The 24104-nt window shown below is 56.0% G+C and carries 30 protein-coding genes; 18 read left to right on the top strand and 12 right to left on the bottom strand.

What is annotated here, in order from left to right; genetic code table 11:
* The first annotated feature begins 119 nt into the window (after nucleotides 1–119).
* Genes B3Z49_RS16600 through B3Z49_RS16580 form a run of 5 tightly spaced genes read left to right on the top strand, consistent with a single transcriptional unit; the run spans nucleotide 120 to nucleotide 5405 of the window.
* A complete protein-coding gene (locus tag B3Z49_RS16600; RefSeq protein ID WP_296992886.1) occupies nucleotides 120–2042 on the top strand; it encodes a hypothetical protein in 1923 nt (640 codons plus the stop codon).
* Nucleotides 2042–2488 carry a hypothetical protein gene (locus tag B3Z49_RS16595; protein WP_296992884.1) on the top strand — a complete coding sequence of 149 codons (447 nt, stop codon included), beginning with the start codon at nucleotides 2042–2044 and terminating at the stop codon, nucleotides 2486–2488. Before B3Z49_RS16600 ends, B3Z49_RS16595 begins: the two co-directional genes overlap by 1 nt.
* A 35-nt stretch (nucleotides 2489–2523) precedes the next feature.
* Complete coding sequence (locus B3Z49_RS16590; RefSeq protein ID WP_296992882.1) at nucleotides 2524–3927, top strand: hypothetical protein; 1404 nt, start codon at nucleotides 2524–2526, stop codon at nucleotides 3925–3927.
* Nucleotides 3928–3981: 54 nt separating this feature from the next.
* Nucleotides 3982–5088, top strand: a complete 1107-nt coding sequence (locus B3Z49_RS16585) for a phage head spike fiber domain-containing protein (RefSeq protein ID WP_296992880.1) — start codon at nucleotides 3982–3984, stop codon at nucleotides 5086–5088.
* Between the two features lie 5 nt (nucleotides 5089–5093).
* Nucleotides 5094–5405: a hypothetical protein gene (locus B3Z49_RS16580; RefSeq protein ID WP_296992878.1), complete on the top strand. Its 312-nt coding sequence runs from the start codon at nucleotides 5094–5096 to the stop codon at nucleotides 5403–5405.
* Nucleotides 5406–5449: 44 nt separating this feature from the next.
* On the opposite strand, the gene B3Z49_RS16575 is transcribed toward B3Z49_RS16580, so the two are convergent.
* Nucleotides 5450–5896, bottom strand: coding sequence for a hypothetical protein (locus tag B3Z49_RS16575; RefSeq protein WP_296992876.1), 447 nt, complete (start codon nucleotides 5894–5896; stop codon nucleotides 5450–5452).
* Between the two features lie 108 nt (nucleotides 5897–6004).
* On the opposite strand from B3Z49_RS16575, the gene terL reads away from it, so the two are divergent.
* The 7 genes from terL to B3Z49_RS16540 all read left to right on the top strand — a co-directional run bounded on the left by terL (nucleotide 6005) and on the right by B3Z49_RS16540 (nucleotide 10891).
* On the top strand, nucleotides 6005–7519 hold the full coding sequence (gene terL / locus B3Z49_RS16570) for a phage terminase large subunit (protein ID WP_296992874.1): 1515 nt from the start codon (nucleotides 6005–6007) through the stop codon (nucleotides 7517–7519).
* Between the two features lie 307 nt (nucleotides 7520–7826).
* A complete protein-coding gene (locus tag B3Z49_RS16565) occupies nucleotides 7827–8132 on the top strand; it encodes a hypothetical protein (RefSeq protein WP_008890208.1) in 306 nt (101 codons plus the stop codon).
* A gap of 136 nt (nucleotides 8133–8268) precedes the next feature.
* Entirely contained in the window at nucleotides 8269–8592 is a 324-nt protein-coding gene (locus B3Z49_RS16560) for a hypothetical protein (RefSeq protein WP_063088040.1), read from the top strand.
* The gene (locus B3Z49_RS16555; RefSeq protein ID WP_296992872.1) at nucleotides 8589–9059 is read left to right on the top strand and encodes a cell wall hydrolase; all 471 of its coding nucleotides are present in this window, start codon (nucleotides 8589–8591) and stop codon (nucleotides 9057–9059) included. Before B3Z49_RS16560 ends, B3Z49_RS16555 begins: the two co-directional genes overlap by 4 nt.
* Before the next feature lie 174 nt (nucleotides 9060–9233).
* Nucleotides 9234–9722 carry a 3TM-type holin gene (locus tag B3Z49_RS16550; protein WP_296992870.1) on the top strand — a complete coding sequence of 163 codons (489 nt, stop codon included), beginning with the start codon at nucleotides 9234–9236 and terminating at the stop codon, nucleotides 9720–9722.
* Between the two features lie 116 nt (nucleotides 9723–9838).
* Nucleotides 9839–10309: a helix-turn-helix domain-containing protein gene (locus B3Z49_RS16545; protein ID WP_296992868.1), complete on the top strand. Its 471-nt coding sequence runs from the start codon at nucleotides 9839–9841 to the stop codon at nucleotides 10307–10309.
* A 6-nt stretch (nucleotides 10310–10315) separates the two neighbouring features.
* Nucleotides 10316–10891: a PIN domain-containing protein gene (locus B3Z49_RS16540; protein ID WP_296992866.1), complete on the top strand. Its 576-nt coding sequence runs from the start codon at nucleotides 10316–10318 to the stop codon at nucleotides 10889–10891.
* Nucleotides 10892–10902: 11 nt separating this feature from the next.
* Here the strand turns inward: B3Z49_RS16540 and B3Z49_RS16535 are convergent, their stop codons facing one another.
* The 5 genes from B3Z49_RS16535 to B3Z49_RS16515 all read right to left on the bottom strand — a co-directional run bounded on the left by B3Z49_RS16535 (nucleotide 10903) and on the right by B3Z49_RS16515 (nucleotide 14697).
* Nucleotides 10903–11610, bottom strand: coding sequence for a hypothetical protein (locus tag B3Z49_RS16535; protein ID WP_296992863.1), 708 nt, complete (start codon nucleotides 11608–11610; stop codon nucleotides 10903–10905).
* Nucleotides 11607–12011: a hypothetical protein gene (locus tag B3Z49_RS16530; RefSeq protein ID WP_296992861.1), complete on the bottom strand. Its 405-nt coding sequence runs from the start codon at nucleotides 12009–12011 to the stop codon at nucleotides 11607–11609. Before B3Z49_RS16530 ends, B3Z49_RS16535 begins: the two co-directional genes overlap by 4 nt.
* 4 nt (nucleotides 12012–12015) lie before the next feature.
* Nucleotides 12016–13332, bottom strand: a complete 1317-nt coding sequence (locus tag B3Z49_RS16525) for a type II toxin-antitoxin system HipA family toxin (protein WP_296992859.1) — start codon at nucleotides 13330–13332, stop codon at nucleotides 12016–12018.
* On the bottom strand, nucleotides 13329–13589 hold the full coding sequence (locus B3Z49_RS16520) for a helix-turn-helix domain-containing protein (RefSeq protein WP_296992857.1): 261 nt from the start codon (nucleotides 13587–13589) through the stop codon (nucleotides 13329–13331). Before B3Z49_RS16520 ends, B3Z49_RS16525 begins: the two co-directional genes overlap by 4 nt.
* Nucleotides 13590–13776: 187 nt before the next feature.
* Nucleotides 13777–14697, bottom strand: coding sequence for a PhzF family phenazine biosynthesis protein (locus tag B3Z49_RS16515; protein ID WP_296992855.1), 921 nt, complete (start codon nucleotides 14695–14697; stop codon nucleotides 13777–13779).
* 91 nt (nucleotides 14698–14788) lie between these two features.
* Between B3Z49_RS16515 and B3Z49_RS16510 the strand changes: the two genes are divergently transcribed.
* On the top strand, nucleotides 14789–15688 hold the full coding sequence (locus tag B3Z49_RS16510; RefSeq protein ID WP_296992853.1) for a LysR family transcriptional regulator: 900 nt from the start codon (nucleotides 14789–14791) through the stop codon (nucleotides 15686–15688).
* Here the strand turns inward: B3Z49_RS16510 and B3Z49_RS16505 are convergent.
* The gene (locus B3Z49_RS16505) at nucleotides 15671–16405 is read right to left on the bottom strand and encodes a hypothetical protein (RefSeq protein ID WP_296992852.1); all 735 of its coding nucleotides are present in this window, start codon (nucleotides 16403–16405) and stop codon (nucleotides 15671–15673) included. The two genes, B3Z49_RS16510 and B3Z49_RS16505, sit on opposite strands and share 18 nt — an antisense overlap.
* Before the next feature lie 56 nt (nucleotides 16406–16461).
* Between B3Z49_RS16505 and B3Z49_RS16500 the strand changes: the two genes are divergently transcribed.
* Nucleotides 16462–16821: a DUF952 domain-containing protein gene (locus B3Z49_RS16500; RefSeq protein ID WP_008890198.1), complete on the top strand. Its 360-nt coding sequence runs from the start codon at nucleotides 16462–16464 to the stop codon at nucleotides 16819–16821.
* Between the two features lie 31 nt (nucleotides 16822–16852).
* On the opposite strand, the gene B3Z49_RS16495 is transcribed toward B3Z49_RS16500, so the two are convergent.
* Nucleotides 16853–17089 (bottom strand): DUF1413 domain-containing protein, encoded by a 237-nt coding sequence (locus B3Z49_RS16495; RefSeq protein ID WP_296992849.1) that lies wholly within the window; start codon nucleotides 17087–17089, stop codon nucleotides 16853–16855.
* Nucleotides 17090–17216: 127 nt separating this feature from the next.
* Here B3Z49_RS16495 and B3Z49_RS16490 point away from each other — a divergent pair, with 127 nt between their 5' ends.
* Complete coding sequence (locus B3Z49_RS16490) at nucleotides 17217–17801, top strand: exopolysaccharide biosynthesis protein (protein ID WP_296992847.1); 585 nt, start codon at nucleotides 17217–17219, stop codon at nucleotides 17799–17801.
* Between the two features lie 88 nt (nucleotides 17802–17889).
* On the opposite strand, the gene B3Z49_RS16485 is transcribed toward B3Z49_RS16490, so the two are convergent.
* Nucleotides 17890–19002, bottom strand: coding sequence for an NADH:flavin oxidoreductase (locus tag B3Z49_RS16485; RefSeq protein ID WP_296992845.1), 1113 nt, complete (start codon nucleotides 19000–19002; stop codon nucleotides 17890–17892).
* Nucleotides 19003–19253: 251 nt separating this feature from the next.
* On the opposite strand from B3Z49_RS16485, the gene B3Z49_RS16480 reads away from it, so the two are divergent.
* The 3 genes from B3Z49_RS16480 to B3Z49_RS16470 are packed head-to-tail and all read left to right on the top strand — an operon-like array spanning nucleotide 19254 to nucleotide 21789.
* Nucleotides 19254–20390, top strand: a complete 1137-nt coding sequence (locus B3Z49_RS16480; protein ID WP_296992842.1) for a quinone-dependent dihydroorotate dehydrogenase — start codon at nucleotides 19254–19256, stop codon at nucleotides 20388–20390.
* A gap of 18 nt (nucleotides 20391–20408) precedes the next feature.
* Nucleotides 20409–21293 (top strand): TIGR01459 family HAD-type hydrolase, encoded by an 885-nt coding sequence (locus B3Z49_RS16475; protein WP_296992840.1) that lies wholly within the window; start codon nucleotides 20409–20411, stop codon nucleotides 21291–21293.
* A 31-nt stretch (nucleotides 21294–21324) separates the two neighbouring features.
* The gene (locus B3Z49_RS16470) at nucleotides 21325–21789 is read left to right on the top strand and encodes a pyridoxamine 5'-phosphate oxidase family protein (RefSeq protein ID WP_063087858.1); all 465 of its coding nucleotides are present in this window, start codon (nucleotides 21325–21327) and stop codon (nucleotides 21787–21789) included.
* Here the strand turns inward: B3Z49_RS16470 and B3Z49_RS16465 are convergent.
* From B3Z49_RS16465 to B3Z49_RS16455, 3 genes are all read right to left on the bottom strand, one after another.
* Entirely contained in the window at nucleotides 21786–22406 is a 621-nt protein-coding gene (locus B3Z49_RS16465) for a hypothetical protein (RefSeq protein WP_296992836.1), read from the bottom strand. The two genes, B3Z49_RS16470 and B3Z49_RS16465, sit on opposite strands and share 4 nt — an antisense overlap.
* 22 nt (nucleotides 22407–22428) lie before the next feature.
* Nucleotides 22429–23103, bottom strand: coding sequence for a hypothetical protein (locus B3Z49_RS16460; RefSeq protein WP_157092640.1), 675 nt, complete (start codon nucleotides 23101–23103; stop codon nucleotides 22429–22431).
* Between the two features lie 137 nt (nucleotides 23104–23240).
* The coding region (locus B3Z49_RS16455) for a DMT family transporter (protein WP_296992832.1) at nucleotides 23241–24104 on the bottom strand (864 nt) is incomplete at its 5' end.

The following is a 24104-nucleotide window of genomic DNA, read 5'->3' as shown; positions in this document are numbered from 1 at the left end:
TTCCCGCCTTCGCGGGAATGACGTTTGTTCCATGAGATTATTTTATCTTCCGTCATCCCCGCGAAGGCGGGGATTCCGATCCGCAAGCGTATCACCTTTATTCATTGAGGGAGCACCCCATGGCACGCCGCGTTCTGGAGAAAAACACGTTTTCGACCGGCGAACTGGCCCCGGAATTGTGGGGGCGATCGGACTTAAGCGCCTATGCCAATGGGGCAGCGCGCCTGCGCAATGTGTTTATCGAGCCATCGGGCGGGGTGCGCCGTCGTCCCGGTATTCGATTGATTGATGAATTGCCGGGACCCGCGCGCCTGATCCAGTTCGAGTTCAATACCGAGCAGACCTATCTGCTGGCCTTTGGCGATAACCGCGCACTGGTGTTTGAAGACGGGGTCGAGACGATCTGGTTTGAAACCACGTTTGGGCCAGAGCACCATGATCTTCTGAACTGGACGCAAAGTGCGGATACGCTGTTGGTCGTGCATCCCGATGCTCCGCCGGTCCGGATCACACGCACCGGCGATGGCAGCTGGCAAACCAGCCTTTGGGCCTGGCGTGAGACCAATTTCAGAACCAGCCAGCCCTATTACAAGTTTGTCGAGCCGGCTGCGACCCTGACGCCATCGGGTACCAGTGGGACCGTCACGCTCACGGCCAATATGGATGTGTTCGTGCCAGAGCATGTCGGGACCCTGTGGCGGATTCAGGGGGTTGAGGGTGAGATCACCAGCGTGTCCGATGCCCGAACCGCGCAGATTGCGCTGAAGCAGGCGTTGCCAAACGCGAATGCCACCGTCGATTTTGTTGAGCAGGCCTTTTCCGAGGTGCGGGGTTGGCCGCGCAGCGTGACCTTTCATCAGGATCGATTGATCATTGGCGGATCGCGCGATCTGCCCAACCGGTTGTGGATGTCGAAATCGGGCGATCTGTTTAATTTCGAGCTCGGCGAAGGGCTTGATGACGAGGCGATTGAATTTGCCCTGCTGGCCGATCAGGTCAATGCGATCACCGGCATTTTCGCCGGGCGTCATTTGCAGGTCTTTACCAGCGGGTCGGAATGGATGGTGACGGGCGATCCATTGACACCGGCCAATGTGCAGGTCACGCGCCAGACCCGGATCGGCAGCCAAAGTGATCGCACCGTGCCGCTGGTCAATGTTGATGGCGCAACGCTGTTTGCCGGGCGGAGCGGGCGCGAAATTCGCGAATTCCTGTTTACCGATGTCGAGCAGGCGTATGGATCGGCCGATCTGGCGTTGCTGTCGCGCCATCTGATCCATCATCCGATTGATCAGGCCTTTGATCCGGATCGGCGGCTTTTGCATGTGGTGATGCGCGACGGATCGCTTGCCACACTGACCCTTTACCGCAGCGAGGCGATCACCGCCTGGTCGGCGCAGTCGGTGGCGGGATGTGCCTTTGCATCCGTTTCGGTGTCAGGTGGCGACGTCTATGTCGTGCTGGAACGCGATGGCCGCTATTTCCTAGGTGTGTTTGACCCGCAATGCGGCTTTGATCTTTATCGTCGCCAAGCGGTGGTTGCGGGCGAAGCACCGCGCCGGCATTGGGGCAATCTTGATCCGCTGGATGGGCTTGATATCAGTGTCTGGCACGATGGCGTTCTTGCCGAAGATATAGCGGTTGCCGGGGGTACGATTACATTGCCTGATCACATCGGGGCTGTATCGGAAATCGAGGTCGGCTTGCCCTTTACCCATGAAATTTATGCCCTGCCGCCGGCCGCATCGGATGGCAGTCGCCCGCATGGCGGCAATGCCGTGCGGCTGGTCTCGGTGACCTTGCGTTTGCAGGAAACCGGGCAGCTGCGCGTCGATACCGGTCGGGGATTGCGTGATGTCGCGCTGCCGGTTTCCACCGATGACAAAGATGCGCTTTATAGCGGCGATATCACGCTCCGTGCACTGGGCTGGCGGCGGGGCAGTGGCGGGGGACTGAAAAGTGGACTTTGGCGCATCGCCGGGGCATTGCCCCGGCCTTTTTTGTTGCTTGGTGTGGCCAGTGAAATGGGGGTGAATGACTGATGGGTGGATTTACATCAATCGTGCCGATGGCGGCATCGGTGCTGCAAACCGGACAACGGATTAGCGCCAACCAGACCAATGCACAAAGCCGGATAGATCAAACCGAAGCCGCCCGTCAGGCGGAGCTGGCCGAGATCGCAGCGCGCGAGCGCGAAGACGCCACCAATCGCGAAGAAGACCTGCGTCGTCGTCAGGCAACCGCGCGCGCCCGGCAAGGGGCATCGGGCCTGATGGCGGGGGGGGCGGGATCGGCCAGTGCGGTTCTGGCGGGTTACGAAAAAGCCGCCCGGCAGGATGCAGACCAGAGTGCCGATGCCGCCGCGAGAAACCGCAACCGCATCAACCAACAGGCCGCCTGGCGTGAAAAGTCGCTGTTGCGATCGACACAGGATGACACGGTTGCACGGCTGAATGCCTGGTTCTCCAAGCGTGATGGCTGGGGCTGAGGTTCTGGGCTGAGGTTTATTAGGGGGAAGAAGCTATGGGCGCTGTTTTTGCCAATCAGATCCGTGCCGCCATTGCCTTTGTCGGTGATGGCGCACGCGATACCTTTCCGTTTGATTTTGATGTGTTTGATGCCGGTGATGTGCGTATCAGCATCAATGGGACGGAAACCGATACCGGCTTTCACATCGCACTCATGCCCACCGATCAGGGCGGGGGTGGCGTGGTGCGGTTCGAAACGCCGCCGGCAAATGGCAGCACCATCCATATTGCCCGGCAGTTGCATTTGCGCCGCCTGAGCAGCTTTGACGCCATGTCGATCCCGCGTGGGGATGCGCTTGAACGTGATCTTGATTTCATGACGGCCGCCCTTGGTGACGTGGATCGCGCGCTTTCCGGGGCTTTGCGCTTTGGCGCGGATCAGGGGGAGGGCGCGTCGGCAGAGCTTCCGGTGATCAAGCCCGGTCGGGCGCTGATCTGGAATGCGGAAGGCACGGGGCTTGGCAACGGGCCGACGGCCGATGATATCGCGGTCGCAAGCCATAAGGCAAGCCAGGCACAAGATGCCGCCAACCGGGCCGAGGCCGCCGAAAGCCGGTCTGAAATCGCGGTCGCGTCGTTTGAACGATCAAGCGCCTCGGCGATGCTCGATCTTGATTTTCGCAGTGGTGATGTTCTGGCGTGGGAGGATGAGCGCCGCATGCCGGTGATCGATGCGCCGGTCAGCCGGATCATGGATATCCGCGAAACCGGATCGCTGGTCAGGCTTTCCAGCGGCGCGCAATTGACCTTGCCGGTGGCGTCCGTTGCGCGCAATGGCGTTCGGTTTCGGGTGTTTAACGGTGATGGCACGATGGTCGATATTACGACCGCATCGGGCGATATCATCCGCCCGACCAATGGCGGGGCGGAAGTCAGCGTTTACCCCCTGCCGACACGGGGCGACATGGTCGATCTCATCTGTGATGGCACGCGCTGGTTTGCCGCTCCGATCCATGAAAGCGGCCCGGTGGTGAAGCTTTTGCGTGTGGCCAGCCAATCCATCCCGGCCGGCGGGGCGTTTCTGGTCGAATGGGATCAGGTGATTGAAGACAGCCACGGGCTTTATGACAGTGGCGTGCATGGTATCACCGGCCTCGCGCCGGGCTTTTATCATGTCGATATCGGGGTGCGCTTCCCGATTACCGACCAGTCGGTCTCTACCACCTTGTCGCTCGAACGCTTTGACGGCACCGATTGGTCGAGCCACTTGCAGGCCAATGACATTACCGCCATGGGCAGCGGCGCGGCGCACAGTTTGCGCCTGAATGGTATTGCCCGGATTAATCCCACACCCGGCACCGGTTTGCGCCTGCGTCTGTCGCATAGCGATGCGCAAACACGCGACATTGGCGCAAGCGGTCTTTTGACCTGGTGTCACATTCATCGCATTGGCGGCTAGTACGCCAACCCGCGCCTGCCATCCATCGACACACACTGATCGGAGATGCATCCAATGGGATTGCGTTATCAGCCGCTTGCGGCCTGCATGAATGTTTCGCGCGCCAGCACCAAGCTTGTTCGCGGCCAAAATGGCCTGCTTGAAACCCGCGCGATTGATGAACCGGCTTATGACCATGATCGGCTTGGTCGTCGCTTGGGCCTTCTGATCGAGGGGGCGGCGACCAACCTGCTGCGCTACTCGACCACCTTTGACAACGCGCTTTGGGAAAAGAATAGCGGTGTGGTGGTAAGTGCCAGCACAATCGCCGCCCCGGATGGCAGCCAAACCGCGATGCAGCTTGATCTGCCCGGAAGTGCGGCGGGTGCGGATGGCTTGTATCAGAATGTCGGCGGGCTTGTGGCCAGTGAAACCTATAGCTTTGCCGTCTGGATGCGTGCGGTATCAGGCACGGCCGACATCACGCTTGGCGGAATTGACGGGGCTTCCACACATGGTTTTGCCTTGGATGAAAACTGGCAGCGGGTGTGGATTGCAGAACCGGCATCCGGTGCGACCCGCTATCCGAAAATCAGTACGGCAGTTTCGGCCCTTCCGGCCTCTGTCCTGATCTGGAATGCGCAGCTTGAAGCCGGGCCTGCGCCGACCAGTGATATCATCAGCAACGGCATCCCGGCCGCGCGGGCGTGCGATGATGTGCGGCTTGATCCGGGCGACTGGTTCGCGCAGGGGCGCGGGACATTGGTTTTTGATCTTCATACCGCGTCCGACTGGGCGGGCATCTGGCGGATCGTGCAGCTTTACTCGCTCAGCCTTAATGATGATCACCTTGATCTTGGCTATGACAGCGATGCCAATCAGCTCCGCATTTCGCTGCGAAAGGATGGCGTGCCGCTCGTCACCCAGTCGCTTTATGGCACGCTTGCCAAGGATGCCCGTCATCGCATCGCGCTGGCGTGGGATGACGATGTGATCTCGGTCGGGCTGGATGGCGTGGTGCTGTCCTCGCCCGATGGCTTTGCCATGCCGCGCAATTTTTCCAACATCGTGCTGGGATCGTTTGGCGGCACCGACAAGGCACTCAACGGCCATCTGCGCAATCTGGCCTATTGGCCGACAAAGCTATCCAATGCGCGGCTGTCTGAACTTTCGGTGGTTTAAGCCTCATGAGCACGGATAAAACACCCGACCCGATCATGGCCCTGCAAACCCGGCTGCTGGGTGAATTGCCCGATGACATTGCCATGGCGCGCGATGCCTATCACCGACTGGCGGGGGAGGCGGCCGGGATCATGGACGCCAGGGAATTCTCCGCCCATCAGGCGGCCTGCAAGGCAGCCCTTGGGCATCTTGAAAGCCTGATCAAGCTTCTGCGCTGGGCGTGTGAGGGGGCGGGAGAAGTCGATGAAGACGCACCTGAGAAAAGCAATGTCGATCAGTTGATTGCCGAGGCAAAGCGTGGTCTTGCAGGCGCCTGAGGTGCTGCGCCCCACCATTCAATGAGCATGGTAGGGCGCTGAGATCAGTAGGACAATGTCACCAATTCGCATTTGGCGTTCTTGCCACCGGCATAGTCGTAGAAGACTTTCATGAAACTGCCGCTACCGTTTTGGATATTCAGGGTGATCTGATAGCGATTTGCCGTGGTCGTGGTTGTTGCCGTGCCGCGGCGGATTTCAGATTCAAGGTCTGACGGGGTCTGAATTCCGGCATTCGGCCCGCGTTCACGAACGCGGGCATAAAAGTGAAATCCTTTGTCCTGCCAGATCATAGGCAACATGTTGCTCCACTGGCTGTTCGTAACCTGTTTCCACGCATTGTCGACATTGCTGCCGCTGAGTGAAAACGTTGTCGGGGCACAGGCCGATGGCGGCTTGGCGTGTGCAGGCAGGGCCAGCAAAAGACCAAGTGTCAGGAAAAGAAAGGCTGCCATCAGGCCGCCAAAACGCATGCTGCGATAGGTCTGCATTATCGAGTTTCTCCTTGTTGTCATGGTGTTCAGACACAGCTTTGACGTCGCCCGGACGCGAACGTGACAGACCGCAACAACCAAATTGATGGAGTGAGGAAAATGCCAATGGCACAGGCCCGCTTCGCCGAATTCGTCTGGATCTGGGATCAGATGTTGGGGCTCAGCCTGCCGACCCATCACCGGAGGATGGCCGATTGGCTTGAGGACTGCTGGCAGTCGGGCAAACGCGAGATGCTTTTGATGGCGTTTCGCAATTCTGGGAAATCGACACTGGTCGGGTTGTTTTGTGCCTGGGTGCTTTATCGTGATGCCGATTTGCGCATTCTGGTGCTGGCCGCCGATCTGGATCTGGCGAAAAAGATGGTGCGCAACGTCAAGCGCGTGATTGAGCGTCATCCGCTGATGGGGGCCCTGTTGCCCGAAAAGCTGATCGATTGGGGGAGCGAGCGCTTTACCGTGGCGCGGACGGCTGTGTTGCGTGATCCATCGATGCAGGCGGTAGGCATTGGCGGCAACATTACCGGGTCGCGTGCCGATCTGGTGATTTGCGATGATGTCGAGGTGCCAAAAAACAGCGATACCGCCCATAAACGTGCCGAGCTGCGCGAAAAGCTTGGCGAGATTGCCTATGTGCTGGGGCCAAGCGGTGCGCAGCTTTATGTCGGCACCCCGCACAGCTATTATTCGATCTACGCCGATGAAGCGCGAACTGAAATCGGGGAAGTCGCCCCGTTCCTGGCCGGTTTTTCACGCTTTGAACTTCCCATCGTCAATAAGGACGGGACATCAAATTGGCCGGAACGGTTTGACGCAGCCGCGATTGATGCCATGCGGATCCGCACCCCAGAGCGCAAGTTTCAAAGCCAGATGATGCTTGAAATGATGGCCCCGGTGGCCGGGATGCTCGACCCCGCAAAATTGCGGTTCTATGACGACACGGCCGAGATCACGCATGGCAATGGCCGTATGACGCTTCGGATTGGCGGGCGAACCATGGTCGCCAGTGCCTGCCATTTTGATCCGAGTTTCGGGTCGCTTCGGGGCGACGGGGCGGTGGTGGCCTGTGTTTATATCTGTGATCAGGGGGAATACTGGTTGCAGGATATCGCATGGCTGCGCGCGGCCGACCCGGGCGATCCGGCCGAAAGCGGTGACAGGCCATGGCGCGATGAAGCCAGCCAGCTTTGTGCGCAGGTGGCCGACTTTATGGCGCGCCATCATTTGCCGTCGGTCCGGGTCGAGACCAATGGCATTGGCCGGTTCCTGCCCAATATTCTTAGGCGTGAACTGAAATCAATCGGATGGGCGGCAAGCGTCGTAGAACATCATGAGAGTACCAACAAGGCCACCCGGATCGAGGATGCCTTTGGTGCGGTGATGGGGGCAGGATTGCTGCATGTCCATCGCGCTGTTTGCCAGACACCGTTCCTGCGCCAGATGCGCGATTGGCATCCGGATAACAGCAATGCCAACAAAAGTGCCGATGACGGGCTTGATGCGGTGGCGGGCTGTATTTTGCATGATCCGGTGCGTTTGCCGCGGGTCGATATGCCGATCAAACGCGCCGACTGGCGGGCACAAAGCGGGATTTTCCGGGCCGATAGCCATTTCAACCCGTGAGAACGGGCTTTCAATTCGTGAGGGAAGAAAAAACTTTCTCACAATGCCAAATGGTTAGCGCAGGTCTGTATCACATTTGTGAAATATTCATGGAAAATTCAGCTTTGGTCCCTACGTTTATTATATGAAAGCATAGTAAGTAATTTTTCTTCCTATACTAAAGTGAGTTTTCGAAGCCAGAAAAAGACGGGTCCCGGCCCATGAAGCCGGCACAAGGAAGCGGCCAAAGATCATTTGTTGATTGATTTTGCAGTCCAGGAAAACAAGACGTCCATGTGGGCGCACCTGACTGTCAGGAGGCCTGACCATGTTGAAAACACTGAGCTTGATTGCTGTGGTGGCAGGTGCCGTTGCAGTAACACATACCCCAGCCTCGGCATCCCCCGTCTGCGGGGATCGATCCAAGGTGATCGACAGCCTGAGCGCAAAATATTCCGAAGAACCGGTCGCGGTCGGCGTGACGTCCAATGGTGGCGTGATCGAGGTGCTTAAAGCCCCCGATGGCCAGACCTGGACCATCCTGTTTACCTATCCGTCCGGCCCAAGCTGCCTCGTCGCCTCTGGCGAGGCCTGGCAGGACCTGGAAGAAAAGCTCAAAGGCCCGGCAGCTTAAACCAAGCTTCCCCGCCTCCTGACTGCTTTGACCGCTTATCCAGCCCGTGGGATGTCGCCCCGGGTGGAGAAGAGGTCGACCTGACCCGCAAACCATCGGTTTGCGGGTTTTTCTTTGTCTGAAAATCGAGGCCCCCATGACCCTGCCTGTGACCCAGACGGTTGATGTGATCTGGTGGATCACGGCTGTTGAAATCCCTGCTGTCGCCAGCCTGTTCTGGCTGCATTGGCGGATGCGTTCCGAACTGCTTGGCCGCGTCGAACAGCTCCGCACCCGCGAGGAATCAGATGCCAGCGACCTGCGCGATGCCTTGGCTGCCTTCAAGCTCGATGTCGCGCGCAACTATGTCTCCATCCCCTATCTCAAGGATGTCGAAAAGCGCCTGACCGGCCATTTGCTCCGGATTGAGGCCAAGCTCGACATGCCCCCCATCCCGAGCAAAAAGGATCTGAGCTTATGACCGACCCCCAAACCCTGACCAGATCGGTATCAACGCCGGTTACTGATCCCGATGCCCTGCCCGAGGTCGAAGTTCTTGCCCGTACCCTCTATGGCGAGGCGCGTGGCGAGGAGCTTGCCGGGATCGAGGCCGTGGCATCGGTCATCCTCAACCGGGTTGCGTTTGTGAAACGGCGCGGGCGCTATTGGTGGGGCAATGACATCAAATCGGTATGCCTGAAACCGGCACAGTTTTCCTGCTGGAACGAAGCGGACCCCAATCGCAAGAAACTGCTGGCACTCAGCCCGCGTGACCCGGCCTATCGCCTGTGCAAACGCATCGCCAAGCGCGCGGTGGTGGGGGAGCTTCCCGATCAAACCGACGGTGCTACCCATTATCACACCCATGCAGTTGATCCGTTCTGGGCGCGTGGGCATGTGCCGGTCGCAGAAATCGGCAATCACCTGTTCTACAAAGACATCGGTTAATCCGATGGCCGCTCTTGCCGCCAAGACGGACTGCAAAGAAGCATTGGCTGCGCTTCCGGTGCTCACGTACTGACACGTACGCTGCGCGCCGGTTCTCACCACTACTTCTTTTCGCCACGTCTTACCGATAATCCCGACCATCGTGAAGGCTTCAAAAATTGCCAGAGGTGCAAAATGATTCCTGCATTGCTCGCCCAGATCGGCCTGCCGCTTTTGATGAAGGCGGTGGGTGCGGGGCTTGACCATATCGACAACCCGATTGCCAAAACCGCGGCCGAGGGCCTGAAACATGTAGAGGCGGCTGTGACCAAGGGCGACGTCACGCCCGAACAAATCAACGCGGCCAACCGCCACACCGAACGCATGGCCGAAATCGAACTGGCGCGTGATACCGAAACACTTAAATCCGTCAACCGCACCATCCGGGCCGAGGTCGCCAGCGAAGACGCCTTTGTCCGGCGCTGGCGCCCGAGCTTCGGCTACGCCGTGGCCCTCACCTGGATCATGACCATGGGCGCCATCGCCTACGCCATCATCCTCACCCCGCTTCAGGCCCCGGCGATCATCGCAGCACTCGTCAACACCAGCCCGATCTGGGGCATTGCGTTGGGTGTTTTGGGCGTGAGTGTTGTGAAAAGGAGTGCGGATAAGAAATTATCGTGATTTCGAATATTTCGGATGTTTCGAATATTGCGTTTATCGCGGGAGTGGCATATGATATAGCTGCATCTAAGGGCCGAAGAGGCTGGCGATGTGGGAAAAGGGAATGGAGATAAGAGATGTCGGCAATTCGCAAAGACGATTTTGGCGGTAGATTGCCAACGCAAATTGAAAGCGCGACAGCGGATCAGCTTCGCCAGATCATTGCTTCGCAGACAAAAGAAGGTGAAGATACCAAGCTGACAGTTACGCCCGGTGACGGTAAGCCAGAAACGATCACGCTAAGCCCGGCGCTGACGGAGAGCCTGATGGCTTTGCTGCGTCTGGTTTCCAGCCGTCAAGGATTTCAGATGGTGCCGCTTTCGGTAGACTTGACCACGCAGCAGGCGGCAGATCTGTTGAATGTTTCTCGGCCCTACTTGATCAAGCTGCTCGAAGCGGGTGATATCAAATTTACAACTGTAGGTCGGCATCGCAGGATTAAGGCTGAGGATTTGTTCGCTTATAAAGCCCGGCGGGATGCCGAACGTGACGAGGCCTTGTCTGAATTGGCAAAGATGGATGCAGAGCTTCTTCTGAAAGGATATTAATCGCAGATGACATATCGGGCAGACCATTTTACAGCACTTCTTGATGCCTGTGTTCTGGCCGATGCGTTCAAGCGGAACTTGTTACTCAGTCTAGCGCGAGCTGAACTGTTTCGTCCCCGCTGGAGCCCTCAGATCCTTGATGAAACCGAACGGGCGATCCTAAAAATCACCAAGGGCGAGGCGGATGGGACCAAGCAGCGTGCGGCAATTGAGCGGGCATTCAGAGATGCCTGCGTGACCGGATATGACGCGCTGATTTCGGCGGTGTCACTGCCAGATCCCGATGATCGCCACGTTCTGGCCGCGGCAATTCACACCAACGCGCAGGTTCTGGTGACAGATAACCTCAAAGATTTTCCGCCGAGTGAATTGGCGAAGTTCGGGGTTGAGCTCAAATCACCTGATGAATTCATCGCAGATACCATAACCCTGCATGAGCAAACAGCCTTTGGCGCATTGAAGGCCATGCGAGTGCGCTATCAAAACCCGGCTCTTACAACGGATAAGATCATTCAGTTTGCGGAAAGCCGAGGTTTGATGACGACCGCGCTTTTGCTCAAGGAGTATGAGCAATATTGGTGAAGCAACCGACGTCAGAGCTCCAAAGCTTCTAATGGATGAGATAAGAAGTAGACTTTCGTAAAGCCTTGCAGATCAAAAGACCTGCTGGTCATTAGTGAGAGCGTGATTTTCCCACTGTTATTCAGGTGGTTGGCGACCAAAAGTAAGCGTACATCTGGTCCTGCATTCTTACGATAAGTATTCAGCTTTTTGCATTTTGTATCGATTGCGGCTTGAATGAGCTCAACCGGATCTTGGCTTACCCATCCGACTCTGTCGTTTACAACGTACCAGCGAGAATGAAATTCTTTGGTGACCCAAACCTTGGTGCCGCAACGGAGCAAAAATTGAGTTCGGTAGCCGGTTTCTCTGCTTTCAAGGTTTTCTGCCATTAAGGCTTGATGCAGTTCTTTTAACTCGCATTCAGAGATATTTCCGGCATCTGGCTTCCTAAGAAGCCGAACATGCAATGTCAAATCAGATGTTTTCTCAAAACCCTGAGCAAATTTTTCCAATTCTTTGCTTCGATGTTGTTCAGTCTGTTTTACGGACGATCCCCCTTTGTTCTGATTTTCATTAAGAAAAATTTCCCTTACCTCCAGACCAAAAGTAAGTACGCCCTCTTTTATGATAAAATCTGGTTTCTCGCGCTGTTCTAAAATTTCCCACGAGGTATTTAGTAGCTGAGAAGCTTTGAGCACAAAGTTGCGCTCATCACGCTTTTGAGAATCTGAGGTCATTCTTGATTTCTGCCTCTTTGGAGGTGTTCAAGGAACGCCGTTATATCCTGTGCTGAATACCCTAACAACTCACCCATCCGCGCAGAATCAGCGTCGTGATCCTTAACAGTTCCGGCGCATAAATTGCGACACATCACCAACGCTTCCTCAATCCGCCAGTCTTCGCCGGGCAGGGCGTAGAACAGGTAACGCATGTCGTACGGCTCTTTGGGGATGATTTCCTCAACGCGGATGATCCGGCCTGCTTTGACATGCGGGGCAAAGTCGGCTTCGGGGAAATAGTCGCTGACGTGGACTGCGTCCGAGAACATTGCCATCGGCTTTGTTCCGGCCAGCATTAGTTCCAGTTCGCGGTCATTGTGCGGGCCGATGCCCGGCGGCAATTCGAAATCATCATCCATGTGATCACCCCAGTTTTCTGATCCAAGCTTCACACCGGTTCGACACATCGTCAACGATATGGTCCAGACGGGGGCTGTCGGCATCCGTGCCGCGAACTTCATCGCGCAGCGGAGTGATGGTTTCGCGGACTTTCTTTGCCATGTTGAGCAACGCCTTGCGAAGCGCGGTGGGGGAGCTTCCGATCATGCGGGCCTGGGCTTCCCAGTGCGACCAGTCCAGTTCGGTCGGGTCAAAGCATCCGCCGATGGATTGGGCGAGGCGGGGGCGCTGGCTTTTGAAGCAATCGCGAAATGCCGCACCATTGTTGACGTCATAGAGCGGACTGATCGCGGTGTGGACATTTGTCGCATTGGCATTTGTCGGGCGTTGTCGATAGATCAGGGAATAGTTCTTGGCGTGGGCATCCGGGTTGCCGATCAGGAAATTGAAAATCACAAACCCAAGCAATTTGGGGATATCGCGCGCCGGGATGGTGGATGCCTGTTTGGTGAGCGTAAACATCGCGGCAAGGTCCGGTCCGCCCTGACGTTCATATTTGACATCCGGGTTCACCCCAAGTGCCTGACAGAAATCTTCCTGATGCAGGCGCGTAACGCGGACGCCGTTTGATGTCTGGGCGTAGGCGCGGTCAAAGCGGGTGACGAACAGGACAGGGCGATCATTGAACAGGCGGATTTTGGTGTGCGCGGCATCAAGGTCGATCTTGCGCGCAAGTTTCATGCAGAAATGCTCGGTCCGGGTAGAGTCCGGCAGGCGTTCGATATCGATCTTGAGGATATGGGTACTTGGATATCCGCCAAACGGCAGGGAGATTTCCTGTGTGGCTGGATCGATATAAACCGCGGCCTTGTCATTGACCCCGGCCAGTGACAGGACAACTTCATCCTCTTCGATGAAAAGCGGTCTTTGGGGCAGCTCGGCAATGCGTTTGGCAAGATCATTGGTCGAGATCGCCGAAAGACGGACACCGGATTGCAGGGGGCTTTCCGCCTGATCGGGATGGATCAGCATCAAGGCCCCGGCGCAATCGCGCCCGATATGTTCCAGAATGCTAAACTCGTCCGTCGGTGCGACATCAAACAATGCTGCGATCTGGCGGCGGACATCCTTTTTATCGGGCAGAAGCCCGTCAAAGAATGGTTCAATGGCCTGATGGTCAAACGCACCATCCCGAAGCGGAATGCTTTGCGAAACCGGATAGGCCGCAGGGCTTGCAAGCCATTCCGGGTCATATTCAAACGACATATAACCGCGTGCATCGGCGCGCAAAACGCCAACCCGGTCGCGGCCATTGGCAAGGACCAGAAGGGTTTTGGTCATGCCCGGTCTCCGTCCGTTTGGTCGGGATCGGGTTCGGATGCCATATCCGACCAGTCCAGCATCACCTGACCGCCAAGGGCGCGGGTGATGTCCAGGATATTGGCAAAGCTTGGATTGTCGGCCTTGCCGGTTTCAAGCTGGCTGAGGAACTTGATGCTAAGCCCCGTGGCAAGCGCCAGATCGGTTTGCGACAGGCCAAGCGCCTTGCGGGCCTTACGGATTTCCGGGCCAAGCTCGTCCATGCGGGTGATGTGCATGGTATCCTCCAAATTTACCTATGGGTAAATTTAGGGGGTTTTGCTGCGAATGTAAAGTGAAGTTTACCTGTAAGTAAAATTCGGTGATTGTGTCCCGATTTTTAGCTAAATTTTACTTATGGGTAAAATGTGGCGCTCCTGCGAGTTTGCAGAAGCGCCAAACTTTGGTCCTGACACCAATCCGTGCTTAAAGCACAATCTTAAGGTTTTTCATCACCTTGCCCTGACCACCTGCCAGAAGGCCGGTGATGCGGTCATCTTTAAGGTCCAGTGTGACCTTGATCTGGCTGGGGGACGGTTCGGGCATGAATTCGCCCTGGGCGATCAGGAAGCTGTCCTTTTTGATGTCCAGCAGATCATGAAGGACGCAGGCCAGCGGGCCGGCGGCCATGCCGGTGGCGGCTTCTTCGGTGATGCCGTAGCGCGGGGCGAACATGCGGGTGGTGGCGTCAATCCCGGTATCACCTGCGCCACCGGTTTCGGTGGTGAAGATGTAATAGCCGATCAGGTCCAGTTTCTCACTAATCGCGTTGATGGCGTCCTGATCGGGCGTGATGTTGGCAAGCGTCGCCTGATCTTTCACGGCAATAACGATGAAGTTATTGCCCGTATTGACCAGCACCGGGCGGGCGCGGTCATCAAGATCATCAGACGTGATCGCAAGCGATTGCAGCACATCACACAGCGTGACACCCTGATCAACCCACTTGCTGGCCGGGGTGTAGGTCGGGGCCAGTTGCTCCATATAGGCCATGCCGTGATCAAGGATGATCTTGCGCGGGCCATCGACGGTTTCCTTTGATGTCTCGCCATCGCCAAAGCGTTCGAGTGCGGCAAGATAGGAAAAGGTTGCGACGGTCGCATGGCCGCAATGGGCGATGCGTTTGGTCGGTGTAAAGAAATCAAGCTTGATGCCGCAGGTCTCGGATTTCGAGACAAAGGCGGTTTCGGAAAGCCCGACTTTCTGGGCAATCAACAGCTTTTGCGCGTCGCTGTATTGATCGGCATCCAGCACGACCCCGGCCGGATTGCCGCCCTGACCATTTTTCACAAACGCATTGACGATCTGCACCGGGACGGTTTTGGTATTTTGTTGAGATGTACTCATGACTCTATTCCTGATAAAATCTCTGTTGTGGCTGTTTTAATAAATCTCACAGGGATTCTGGACTCATATATAGATGAAGAAATCTCATGAAATGTCGCGGAGCGATCTGATTGCGCGGGTGAGCCCCCTGGCCCCGGTGTTGGCCGCGATTGCGCGTGAAAACAGTTTCAGCAAGGCGGCCGAAAAGCTGGGTGTGCATCAATCGGCCGTCAGTCACCGGATTACCCAGCTTGAAGAGGCGCTTGGCTTTGCGTTGTTTGAACGCACCACGCGCCAGATCACGCCGACCGAATATGGCCGGGTGCTGTGTGCGGCGGCAATTGAAACGGTTGATGTCTGGGATGGGGCGTTTGACCGGCTGGAAAAATTCCGGACAGAAGGCACGGTGCGCCTGTCGGTGGCATCCGCACTGGCGATGAAATGGGTGTTGCCCAATCTGGCGAGTGCCCAAGAAGCCGGGCTTGAGATCGCCTTGGACGTCAATGACCGGCCGGTGGATTTCAGTGCTGGCACGATGGATGCCGCCATCCGCTTTGGCGCAGGGCCCTATCCCGGTTTGCATTCCAGCTTGCTTAAAAAGGCGGCGATCGTGCCGGTCGCCCGTCCGGGCTATGTCGCCGGGGACAGGGGGCTTGAAGATGTTCTTGGTAACCGTGATGTCACCTTGCTTAAGGATGCGGTGGGGGAGCGCGATGGCACGGATTTCAGCTGGGGCTATTATTGCGCGCAGGCTGGTTTAAGCCTTGATACGGATCGCAAGGCATTGGCCTTTGACCGTGCCGATCTGGTGTTGCAGGCCGCGATCAACGGCATGGGCATCGGGCTGGGTCGAACCCTTCTGATTGAAGGCGATATCGCGCAAGGGTTTCTGGCACCGGTTGGTCCGACGGTTCCCATGAAATCGGCCTATTGGCTGGTCTGCAGTCCTGAATTTTCCAAGACGGAACGTTTTTCCAACCTCAAGTCTTGGTTGCTAGCGGTTTCTAACTGATGTTTGGGAAAAGTAGGTTTTTTTCCAATTAGTGCTGACCAGTAAGAACTGGGCTTGGCTCGGGTTAATGATAGTATATCTTTGGTCCATATATGAATTGATGGACACGCCGACTTGAAATGCCAGTTTGGCCATTTCGCCAATTGTCGCCTTAAGTCCTGTCATTTCCATAAATGGGCCAGCAGCGATTTCGCTTTCTGGAGTTGGTCGCAGCATATGTGTCATGTGGCGATTTGGGTGACCGGCCAAGTCGCAGAACATTAAGTAAGTATCTCTTCTTTTGTTGTTTTTGAAGCCGTCTCTTCTGTCTAAGGCTTCTCGTATCTTTGCTGGCGTGTATTTGGCTCTACGCGTTTTGCCATCCGCATTCCACCAAGCAAGAATTTGCCCTTTCTCCATCAGCAAATAATCCAACAGAAATGCAGTTTCCAATATGTCGCGCATCTGCAGAGCTGCATTTTGGTTGTAGCCACTAAATGCCAGCTTCAAACTTGCTCCAAGCGCGTTGAATGTCCTTATCGACAGAACCCTTAGAACATTCAGTTCCTCATCTTCTCCCTTTGATTGCCGGAAAGACTCTGACAGATCCATCGCTGCTTCAACCATTTTCAGATGGAGGGCGAAATCAGTGTCATTTTCGATATTTTCAAGCGCTTTTTGGCGAAGTTGTTCTTCTTGTTTGTGCAGCGAATTCAGATTGGGAGGTAGCGAAGACATAGTGGAAAACTCTCTTTCAGCTTGCCGTTTGGTTACTGTCTGCCTAAATTCCCGCCATGACAAATACAACTGATGACATGATCTATCGCGTATTGGGTTCGGATGAATGGGCAGAAGCGCTCAGTGCCGGACAATATGACGGTGCGCCGCACGATATTGCCGATGGCTTTATCCATTTCTCGACCCAGGATACGCTGGCCGCAACGCTTGCGCTGCATTATGCCGGGCGGGATCATTTGAAATTGCTGCGGGTGCCGGTCGCACCGATTGCCGCGAAAATCAAATGGGAACCGGCCCGCGGCGGTACGCTGTTCCCGCATTTGTATGATGTTCTGTCCGTGGAGCACGTGACCAAGGTCGATGAAATTCGCCTTGATGAAAACGGTGTTCATATTCTGCCGCAAGATCTGCGCTAATCTGCGCCAGCCCCGCCTCAACGCGCCGGATTTAAATCCCGCGCGGTTTCCAAAGATATAATCGCCCGCCGCCTTTCTTGGTGCCGGTATTGATCACGCCGGGGAGTTTCCCGGCGCGTACGGCATTCAGGAATGAATGGCCGAGTTTGACCTTGTCGCCGATATAAAGCGCGTCCCAGCTCTGCCCATAGATTTCATGGAAATGAAACGGGGCGGGGCTTCGCGCGGCAAGGGTTGCTTTGAGTTTATCAAGACCAAGCTGTGTCATGGGGCGATCTCAGCATAGGTGCGGCGGGTTTGCATTGTTCTGGCGCAAATTGCGCGGAAACAAGCGCGCCCGTCAGGCGTTGTGGTTTCATGCATACCATTCAGATCCATAGCCAAAAGGCCCGGGCATGACGGCCCCGAAAAATGCAAAGGTCGCGGATATCGTTGCGCGGATTGGTAAGCGCGCAGAAGGCGACCGCCATGTTTCGGTCGGCGATATCGTGGCCGAGCTTGGGCAACGCAGTCAGGGGCCGTTTCTTCTGGTGCCGGCCCTGATTGGTGTGTCGCCGATTGGTGGCATTCCCTTTGCGCCGACCTTTCTGGCCGCACTCGTTGCCGTGTTTTCCCTGCAAATTATCATCGGGCGCACACATTTATGGTTGCCCGACGTCTTGGCAGCGCGGGAAATCGGGGGTGACAAGGTCCGTGCCGGGCTGGAAAAGATTGATCCGGTGGCCAAACGCATGGATCGCTGGTTCGGTGGGCGGTTTGAAAGCCTGATCAGCGGGGTTGCTGTGCGGATTGCGGCGCTTATGTGCCTGATCCTGTCGCTGTCGATGCCGATGTTTGAACTTGTTCCGTTTGCCGCCGTCGCGCCGCTGAGCGCCATTGCTGCCTTTGGCTTGGCAATCCTCGTTAGTGACGGGCTTTTAATGCTCGCCGCCATTGCCATGACCCTCGGTACCGTGATTTTGATGTTTCAGATCATCTGACCCGTTCAGCCAATTAAACCGCCCGATACGCAAACAGCCCGCCGATGGTTCGGCGGGCTGTTTTTTTGTGTTTTTGGTCGGAGCTGACTTACGCGAGTTCTGCCAGGGCAGAGGCGTTGAAGTCTTCCAGCTGATCATAGGCGCCGCTTTTGACCTTGTTGGCCCACTGCGCGTCGCTCAGAAGCGCGCGGCCAACCGCGATCAGGTCAAACTCGCCCTTTTCCATGCGATTGATCAGCTCATCAAGGCCGGCCTTTTCCGATGCTTCGCCAGAAAACGCACCGATAAAGTCGGATGACAGGCCGACAGAACCGACCGAAATCGTCGGCGCCCCGGTAAGCTTCTTCGCCCAACCGGCAAAGTTCAGACCCTTTTCGCCATCAATCTCGGGGAATTCCGGTTCCCAGAAACGGCGTTGGGACGCGTGGATGATATCGACCCCGGCCTCGACCAGCGGGCCGAGCCAATCGGTCATTTCATCGGGCGTGTAAGCAAGGCGGGCGGTAAAGTCCTGCTGTTTCCACTGGCTGACGCGCAGGATGATCGGGAAGTCCGGGCCAACAGCGGCGCGCATGGCGGCCACCACTTCGCGGGCAAAGGTGGCACGTTCCTTGATTGTCTTGCCGCCAAAGCGATCGGTGCGCAGGTTGGTGCCCGACCAGAAGAACTGATCAATCAGATAGCCGTGCGCGCCATGAATTTCAAAGGTATCAAAACCGGCATTCTTGGCATCAAGGGCCGCCTTGGCGAAGGCGGCAATCGTATCGGCAATATCAGATTCCGTCATGGCGTTGCCGCGCGGATCATCCGGGCCGACCAGACCCGACGGGCTTTCGACCGGTGCGTCCGGTTCCCAGCCATCCGGTGTGCGGGTTGATCCGGTATGCCAGATCTGCGGGCCCATCTTGCCACCGGCCGCATGCACGGCATCGGCAACCGCCTTCCAGCCGGCCATGGCAGCCTCGCCATGGAAAAGCGGAATGTGCGGCAGGTTACGCGATGCCGGGCGATCGACCACAGTCCCCTCGGACAGGATCAGACCAACACCGCCTGCGGCGCGCTTGCTGTAATAATCGGCATTGGCGGCACCCGGAATACCGTCCGGTGCCTTGTTACGCGTCATCGGGGCCATGACGATACGGTTGGGAAGATCAAGCGTTTTCAGCTTGAAAGGTGTGAAGAGAATGTCGGGTTTTGACATTGGATATCCTTTGATCGGAATTTCTGTTTTGGTCGCTCCTAGATATTCCGGAAATGGCGGCTGTCAATCTGTGGCCACGCGATAAAAACATCGGTGCATGATTTTATGCAGTACAGCGCCTGAGTTCGTTGATGGAGCGGCCATAAGAAAATAACCGGCCGCATGGCGCCACTGAATGCCATTGATCCTTGCCCAAAAGCCCTTGGCCGCGTAAGAAAAGGGCATGTCCTTTCAAGCACGGAGCGTCTCGCGTGGGGTGGTATAAGTCACTGGTTTTGCCGATTGTCCGCTGGATTGATGCCGAGACCGCCCATGGTCTGGCGATCTGGGCGCTGAAAAACAATCTGGTGCCGCGGGCGGATGACGCGACCGACGCGACCCCGATGCTCGAAACCGAGGTGTTCGGGCGCAAGTTTGCCAATCCGGTCGGGCTTGCTGCGGGCTTTGATAAAAACGCCGAAGTCCCCAACCAGATGCTCTCACATGGGTTTGGCTTTGTTGAAATCGGCTCTGTCACACCACTGCCGCAACCAGGCAATCCGAAGCCGCGTCTTTTCCGGCTTTATTCCGACCGGGCGGTGATCAACCGCATGGGGTTCAATAATGACGGGGCCGAATTGGTGGCCTCACGCCTGCGTAAACGTGCGCGGCGTGGCGTTTTGGGGGCCAACCTTGGCAAAAACAAATACTCCGAAGACGCGGCCGATGATTACGCCAAGGGGGTCGAGGCGCTTGGCCCCTATGCCGATTATCTGGTGGTTAATGTGTCTTCGCCCAATACGCCGGGCCTGCGCGCTTTGCAGGGCCGCGCCCCGCTTGAAAAGCTGCTTAAGGCCGTGATCAAGGCGCGCAATTCCTTTGCCAAGGGTGTGCCGGTGTTGTTGAAAGTCGCCCCGGATTTGACCGAGGAAGACAAATCCGACATTGCCGCCGTGGTTACCAAGGTCAAACTTGATGGCATGATCGTTTCAAACACCACGATTGATCGGCCGGTCGGGCTTAATTCCTATGATCAGGATGAAAAGGGCGGTCTTTCCGGCCCGCCACTGATGGAACCCTCCACCAAGGTTCTGGCGGATTTCTATCGTCTGACCGAGGGCAAGGTGCCCCTGATCGGGGTTGGCGGGATTGCATCGGGCAAGGATGCCTATGAGAAGATCCTTAATGGCGCATCGCTGGTGCAGCTTTATTCCTCGCTGGTTTATCATGGTGTGGAGCTTGTCACCGAGATCAAGGAAGACCTCGCACGGCGGCTCCGCAAGGATGGCTTTGCCAATGTATCGGATGCGGTCGGTGCTGCCTTTCCGGAAATTTCGGGCAAAGGCATTCCGGTCGATGAAGCCCGTTCTGCCAAGGCTTCCGTGGCCGCCAAATCAAACAAGAAATAACACAAGGATCTGGACGGCATGAGCAAGACCGCCCCCTATGAAATGATCAAAGGCCTGTCCGAGGTGATTGGCAAATATGATGCCGTGATCCTTGATCTGTGGGGCGTGGTGCATGACGGGGTGACGCCCTATCCAAGCTCGATCGCCGCGATGACGGCCCTTAAGGAAGCCGGTATTCCGGTGGCCCTTCTGTCCAACGCGCCGCGTCGGTCATCGGTCGTGGTTGGCCGGATGGAAGATATGGGTATTTCGCGCGATCTGTATGGCCCGGCGGTGGCATCGGGCGAGGTCGCCTATGCCCAGCTCGTCGCGCGCTCTGATCCCTGGTACGCCAAGCTGGGGCGCAAGGTCCTGATGGTGGGGCCGGTGCGCGACATGTCGATGTTTGAAAATCAGGATGTCGAAATCGTCACCAAGGTCGATGACGCCGACTGGGTTCTGATTACCGGCCCGAACGAGGATCATGACCCGGTTTCGAAATATGAAGACCTTCTGCATGCGCTTAAGGCCCGTGACCTGCCGGTGCTGTGCCCCAACCCGGACCGTGAAGTGATCCGCGGTGGCAAACGCATCATCTGTGCCGGCGCGATTGCCGGGCGCTATGAGGAACTCGGCGGCAATGTCCGCTGGGAAGGCAAGCCACTGGCAAGTGCCTATGACTTCTGCCTGCAGATGTTCGATGCGGGTCCGGATGCAAAGCTTCTGGTCGTCGGCGACAGTATCTCGACCGATATTGCCGGATCCAACAATGCCGGTCTGGACGTCGTGCTGGTCACCGGTGGCATTCACGCCGAAGAACTCGACGCCCCGCGTGGCACGCTGCCGGAACGCGAAAAGCTTGATGCCCTTCTGGCCGCGACAGGCCGACACATCACCTATGCGATGGGGGATTTCTGCTGGTAGGCAGCAGCCCTGATTTTTGGCGGAGATTGCCATGCTGACCGATGAGATCCGCGACTATGCCAATCGTTCGGTTTTGTGCTGGCTGGCGACAAGTTCTGAGGCCGGGCCGTCGGTCAGTCCCAAGGAAATCTTCGCCTGCTTTGGGGATGATCGCATCATCATCGCCAATATCGCCTCCCCACGATCGGTTCAGAATGTCGCCCGAAATCCGCAGGTTTGCGTCAGTTTCGTTGATGTGTTTTCACAACGCGGCTGGCAGCTTTATGGCGCGGCGACCCTGATGCGCAAAGGCGATGCAGGGTTTGAGGATCGTCAAGTCATCCTGCAGGAAATGGCGGGTGATGCCTTTAGGGTAGCGACCTTGTTTGACGTGACGGTCACTAAAGCGCAAGAAATCTTGGCACCCAGTTACCGTTTCAAAAAGGACGTGAATGAGGCTGACATGCGCGAAAGTGCGATGCTGACCTATGGCGTCGAACCGCGCGCAATCTTTTAAGATGCTGGTTCTATAAAATAATATCTATATGAGCCAGGATCGGACGTATAGCTTGTCGACGAAAACAGGCTGAAGCCTTGCATGTCGTAGACCTCCATATCAACACGAGTACCGATGCCTCTTAATCCGATCTCTCGTTTGGTTGTCCAGACACCGTTTTGATAGCTGTTGGTGATGGTCGTGATGTCACCGTCATCTTCGATATACTTGCATTCTCCGAGTACAAATTTGCAAGCATCGGCTTCGGCTGGTCTCAGATGAAATGGATCTGCTGAATAGGAATGTGAGGTGCTCTTGCCGTTAGTTCGCATGCGATACGGCTTTTTAGAAGCATATGAAGGGGTTATTTTGTAGTAATAGTATTCTCCAAGCTTATAGAGAAAATCATATTTCCATGATTTACCGTCATGTTTCATGAGGCGGTAATTCTTCGGAACATCTGAAATGCTCAGCGAGATGTCATTGGCGTCCTGTGGGGACAAGATGTTCCCTTTATTGGTGGTGAGAACTTCTGCAAGCTTTTGATCATGGCTTGCAGAATTCTGCGGGCCTTTAGTAAGGCTGTAAGAGAAGCATCCAGTCAACAAAACGGCGTTGCCAACTGTTAGTATGAACATAGTTAGCAGCTGTCGGATGCATCTAGTTTGATGTTTCTTCAAGGATTTCATAATCGTAACCCTCCCTTCCGAAGCCGAATGCTGTTGAGGAATAGAGTATAATTCCATTTTTATCTAAGATAATGTTTTGGTAAGCATAGCCGCGTGTGCCGATGACTTTCCGTTTGTTTACCCAGACGCCGTTGAGAAACTTGCGATCAAATGCACCGTATTTTTGATCCGGCTTAGCTTTGAGCTCACAGGGACCTAGCTCAAAAAAGCAATCACGTCGCAAATTTAGAAAACGTCCGCTGTCTAGTTCTGATTCGTAAATACGACCCTTGATCCGAAACTCGCTTGTCCGGTTTGGAAAGACTTCGTTGCGTACTGTAAAATAGTGATAACCGTCTTCTATTCGGTTGAATTTCACTTCGGTGCGCCCACTAGTCGTCGAGAAGTAAACACGGGAAAAGTTTGGCGTAATATCAGAAAGATCGATTTTGGCTACGTCTTCCGGATAGAGGATATTGCCAGCGTGCTCTTTGAGTATTCGATTAACGTGATCGGTAATGAATAGGGGCTCTTGATACTCAGGGAAAAGCTCTTCTGAGATCGAATACGGCGCTGAAAGTTCCTGTGACTGAGCGTAGCTGGCGGGAGAGGCACAAAGTACAAGAAGTAACATTTTCGCCAAACGGCCAAACATTCCTCTGCTCACTCTGCCTCGTGTGTCCTGAGAATGGTGCATCGCTGGGCCCGACTAATTTAAAACCAAATGGCATCAAAGTCTTGAATATCAAAATCTATCTTTGCGTGCAATTGGCCAGGCAATACGCGCAGTATTCGAGTTGATTCTTAACTCTCTGCCGCCACCTTGCTTTCACGGAAGATGACGAACAACCCGCTTGCGGTAATGATGGCAGCACCCACGAAGGTCAGAATATCTGGCGTTTCCCCCCAGAACATCCAGCCTAGCGCGGTCGCCCAGATGAGTGCTGTGTAGTCGAAGGGTGCAACTGTCGGAGCCTCGGCAAAGCGGAAGGCCTGGGTGATCATGGCCATGCCAAGCGAGCCACAGAGCGCAATCGCCAGAAACAGCCAGATGTCCTCTGCCCGCACCGGGCTCCAGACGAAGATCACCGGTATGCTGGTCAGGATCGCACTGGTCAGGCTGAGATAAAGCAACAATGTCCACATGCTTTCGCGCGTATCGACAAAGCGCGCGCTTAGCATCAGGATCGCATAGGTAAACGCGGTCGCAATCGGCAGGAGTGATATCAGCTCAAACGTTGCGGCACCGGGTCGGACAATCACCAGAACCCCCAGAAAGCCAACACTGACGGCAAGCCAGCGCCGCCAGCCGACCCGGGCAATGAAAATTGCCGAAAGGGCGGTGATAAATAGCGGGGCGACAAAGGCCAGTGCGGTGGCTTCGGCAAGGCCAAGGTGATGGATGCTGGTAAAGAACATCACGGTGGCGGCAATCCAGACGACACCACGCATGAAATGCACGTGAACCCGGCTTGAACGCAAGCTGCGAGAACCGCCCATTTTGAGCGCCACCAAAAAGGCAAAGGGAAGGGCGATGATGTTGCGCAGGAAGATGATCTGGATCGGGGAATAATGATCCATCAGGCTTTTGGCCAGCGCATCATTGATACACAGCGCTGCCACCCCGCCACACATCGTCATGATGCCGGCAAGGTTGTTCTGGCGTGA

Origin of the sequence: Thalassospira sp. UBA1131, from assembly GCF_002311515.1 — a bacterium.
Lineage (GTDB): Bacteria > Pseudomonadota > Alphaproteobacteria > Rhodospirillales > Thalassospiraceae > Thalassospira.
This window is presented reverse-complemented; position numbering and strand designations above follow the sequence as displayed.

Excerpts from the sequence above, each read along its gene's own strand:
- B3Z49_RS16600 (WP_296992886.1), top strand. The coding sequence starts at position 120 with ATGGCACGCCGCGTTCTGGAGAAAAACACGTTTTCGACCGGCGAACTG.
- B3Z49_RS16595 (WP_296992884.1), top strand. The coding sequence starts at position 2,042 with ATGGGTGGATTTACATCAATCGTGCCGATGGCGGCATCGGTGCTGCAA.
- B3Z49_RS16590 (WP_296992882.1), top strand. The coding sequence starts at position 2,524 with ATGGGCGCTGTTTTTGCCAATCAGATCCGTGCCGCCATTGCCTTTGTC.
- B3Z49_RS16585 (WP_296992880.1), top strand. The coding sequence starts at position 3,982 with ATGGGATTGCGTTATCAGCCGCTTGCGGCCTGCATGAATGTTTCGCGC.
- B3Z49_RS16580 (WP_296992878.1), top strand. The coding sequence starts at position 5,094 with ATGAGCACGGATAAAACACCCGACCCGATCATGGCCCTGCAAACCCGG.
- B3Z49_RS16575 (WP_296992876.1), bottom strand. The coding sequence starts at position 5,896 with ATGCAGACCTATCGCAGCATGCGTTTTGGCGGCCTGATGGCAGCCTTT.
- terL (WP_296992874.1), top strand. The coding sequence starts at position 6,005 with ATGGCACAGGCCCGCTTCGCCGAATTCGTCTGGATCTGGGATCAGATG.
- B3Z49_RS16565 (WP_008890208.1), top strand. The coding sequence starts at position 7,827 with ATGTTGAAAACACTGAGCTTGATTGCTGTGGTGGCAGGTGCCGTTGCA.
- B3Z49_RS16560 (WP_063088040.1), top strand. The coding sequence starts at position 8,269 with ATGACCCTGCCTGTGACCCAGACGGTTGATGTGATCTGGTGGATCACG.
- B3Z49_RS16555 (WP_296992872.1), top strand. The coding sequence starts at position 8,589 with ATGACCGACCCCCAAACCCTGACCAGATCGGTATCAACGCCGGTTACT.
- B3Z49_RS16550 (WP_296992870.1), top strand. The coding sequence starts at position 9,234 with ATGATTCCTGCATTGCTCGCCCAGATCGGCCTGCCGCTTTTGATGAAG.
- B3Z49_RS16545 (WP_296992868.1), top strand. The coding sequence starts at position 9,839 with ATGTCGGCAATTCGCAAAGACGATTTTGGCGGTAGATTGCCAACGCAA.
- B3Z49_RS16540 (WP_296992866.1), top strand. The coding sequence starts at position 10,316 with ATGACATATCGGGCAGACCATTTTACAGCACTTCTTGATGCCTGTGTT.
- B3Z49_RS16535 (WP_296992863.1), bottom strand. The coding sequence starts at position 11,610 with ATGACCTCAGATTCTCAAAAGCGTGATGAGCGCAACTTTGTGCTCAAA.
- B3Z49_RS16530 (WP_296992861.1), bottom strand. The coding sequence starts at position 12,011 with ATGGATGATGATTTCGAATTGCCGCCGGGCATCGGCCCGCACAATGAC.
- B3Z49_RS16525 (WP_296992859.1), bottom strand. The coding sequence starts at position 13,332 with ATGACCAAAACCCTTCTGGTCCTTGCCAATGGCCGCGACCGGGTTGGC.
- B3Z49_RS16520 (WP_296992857.1), bottom strand. The coding sequence starts at position 13,589 with ATGCACATCACCCGCATGGACGAGCTTGGCCCGGAAATCCGTAAGGCC.
- B3Z49_RS16515 (WP_296992855.1), bottom strand. The coding sequence starts at position 14,697 with ATGAGTACATCTCAACAAAATACCAAAACCGTCCCGGTGCAGATCGTC.
- B3Z49_RS16510 (WP_296992853.1), top strand. The coding sequence starts at position 14,789 with ATGTCGCGGAGCGATCTGATTGCGCGGGTGAGCCCCCTGGCCCCGGTG.
- B3Z49_RS16505 (WP_296992852.1), bottom strand. The coding sequence starts at position 16,405 with ATGTCTTCGCTACCTCCCAATCTGAATTCGCTGCACAAACAAGAAGAA.
- B3Z49_RS16500 (WP_008890198.1), top strand. The coding sequence starts at position 16,462 with ATGACAAATACAACTGATGACATGATCTATCGCGTATTGGGTTCGGAT.
- B3Z49_RS16495 (WP_296992849.1), bottom strand. The coding sequence starts at position 17,089 with ATGACACAGCTTGGTCTTGATAAACTCAAAGCAACCCTTGCCGCGCGA.
- B3Z49_RS16490 (WP_296992847.1), top strand. The coding sequence starts at position 17,217 with ATGACGGCCCCGAAAAATGCAAAGGTCGCGGATATCGTTGCGCGGATT.
- B3Z49_RS16485 (WP_296992845.1), bottom strand. The coding sequence starts at position 19,002 with ATGTCAAAACCCGACATTCTCTTCACACCTTTCAAGCTGAAAACGCTT.
- B3Z49_RS16475 (WP_296992840.1), top strand. The coding sequence starts at position 20,409 with ATGAGCAAGACCGCCCCCTATGAAATGATCAAAGGCCTGTCCGAGGTG.
- B3Z49_RS16470 (WP_063087858.1), top strand. The coding sequence starts at position 21,325 with ATGCTGACCGATGAGATCCGCGACTATGCCAATCGTTCGGTTTTGTGC.
- B3Z49_RS16465 (WP_296992836.1), bottom strand. The coding sequence starts at position 22,406 with ATGTTCATACTAACAGTTGGCAACGCCGTTTTGTTGACTGGATGCTTC.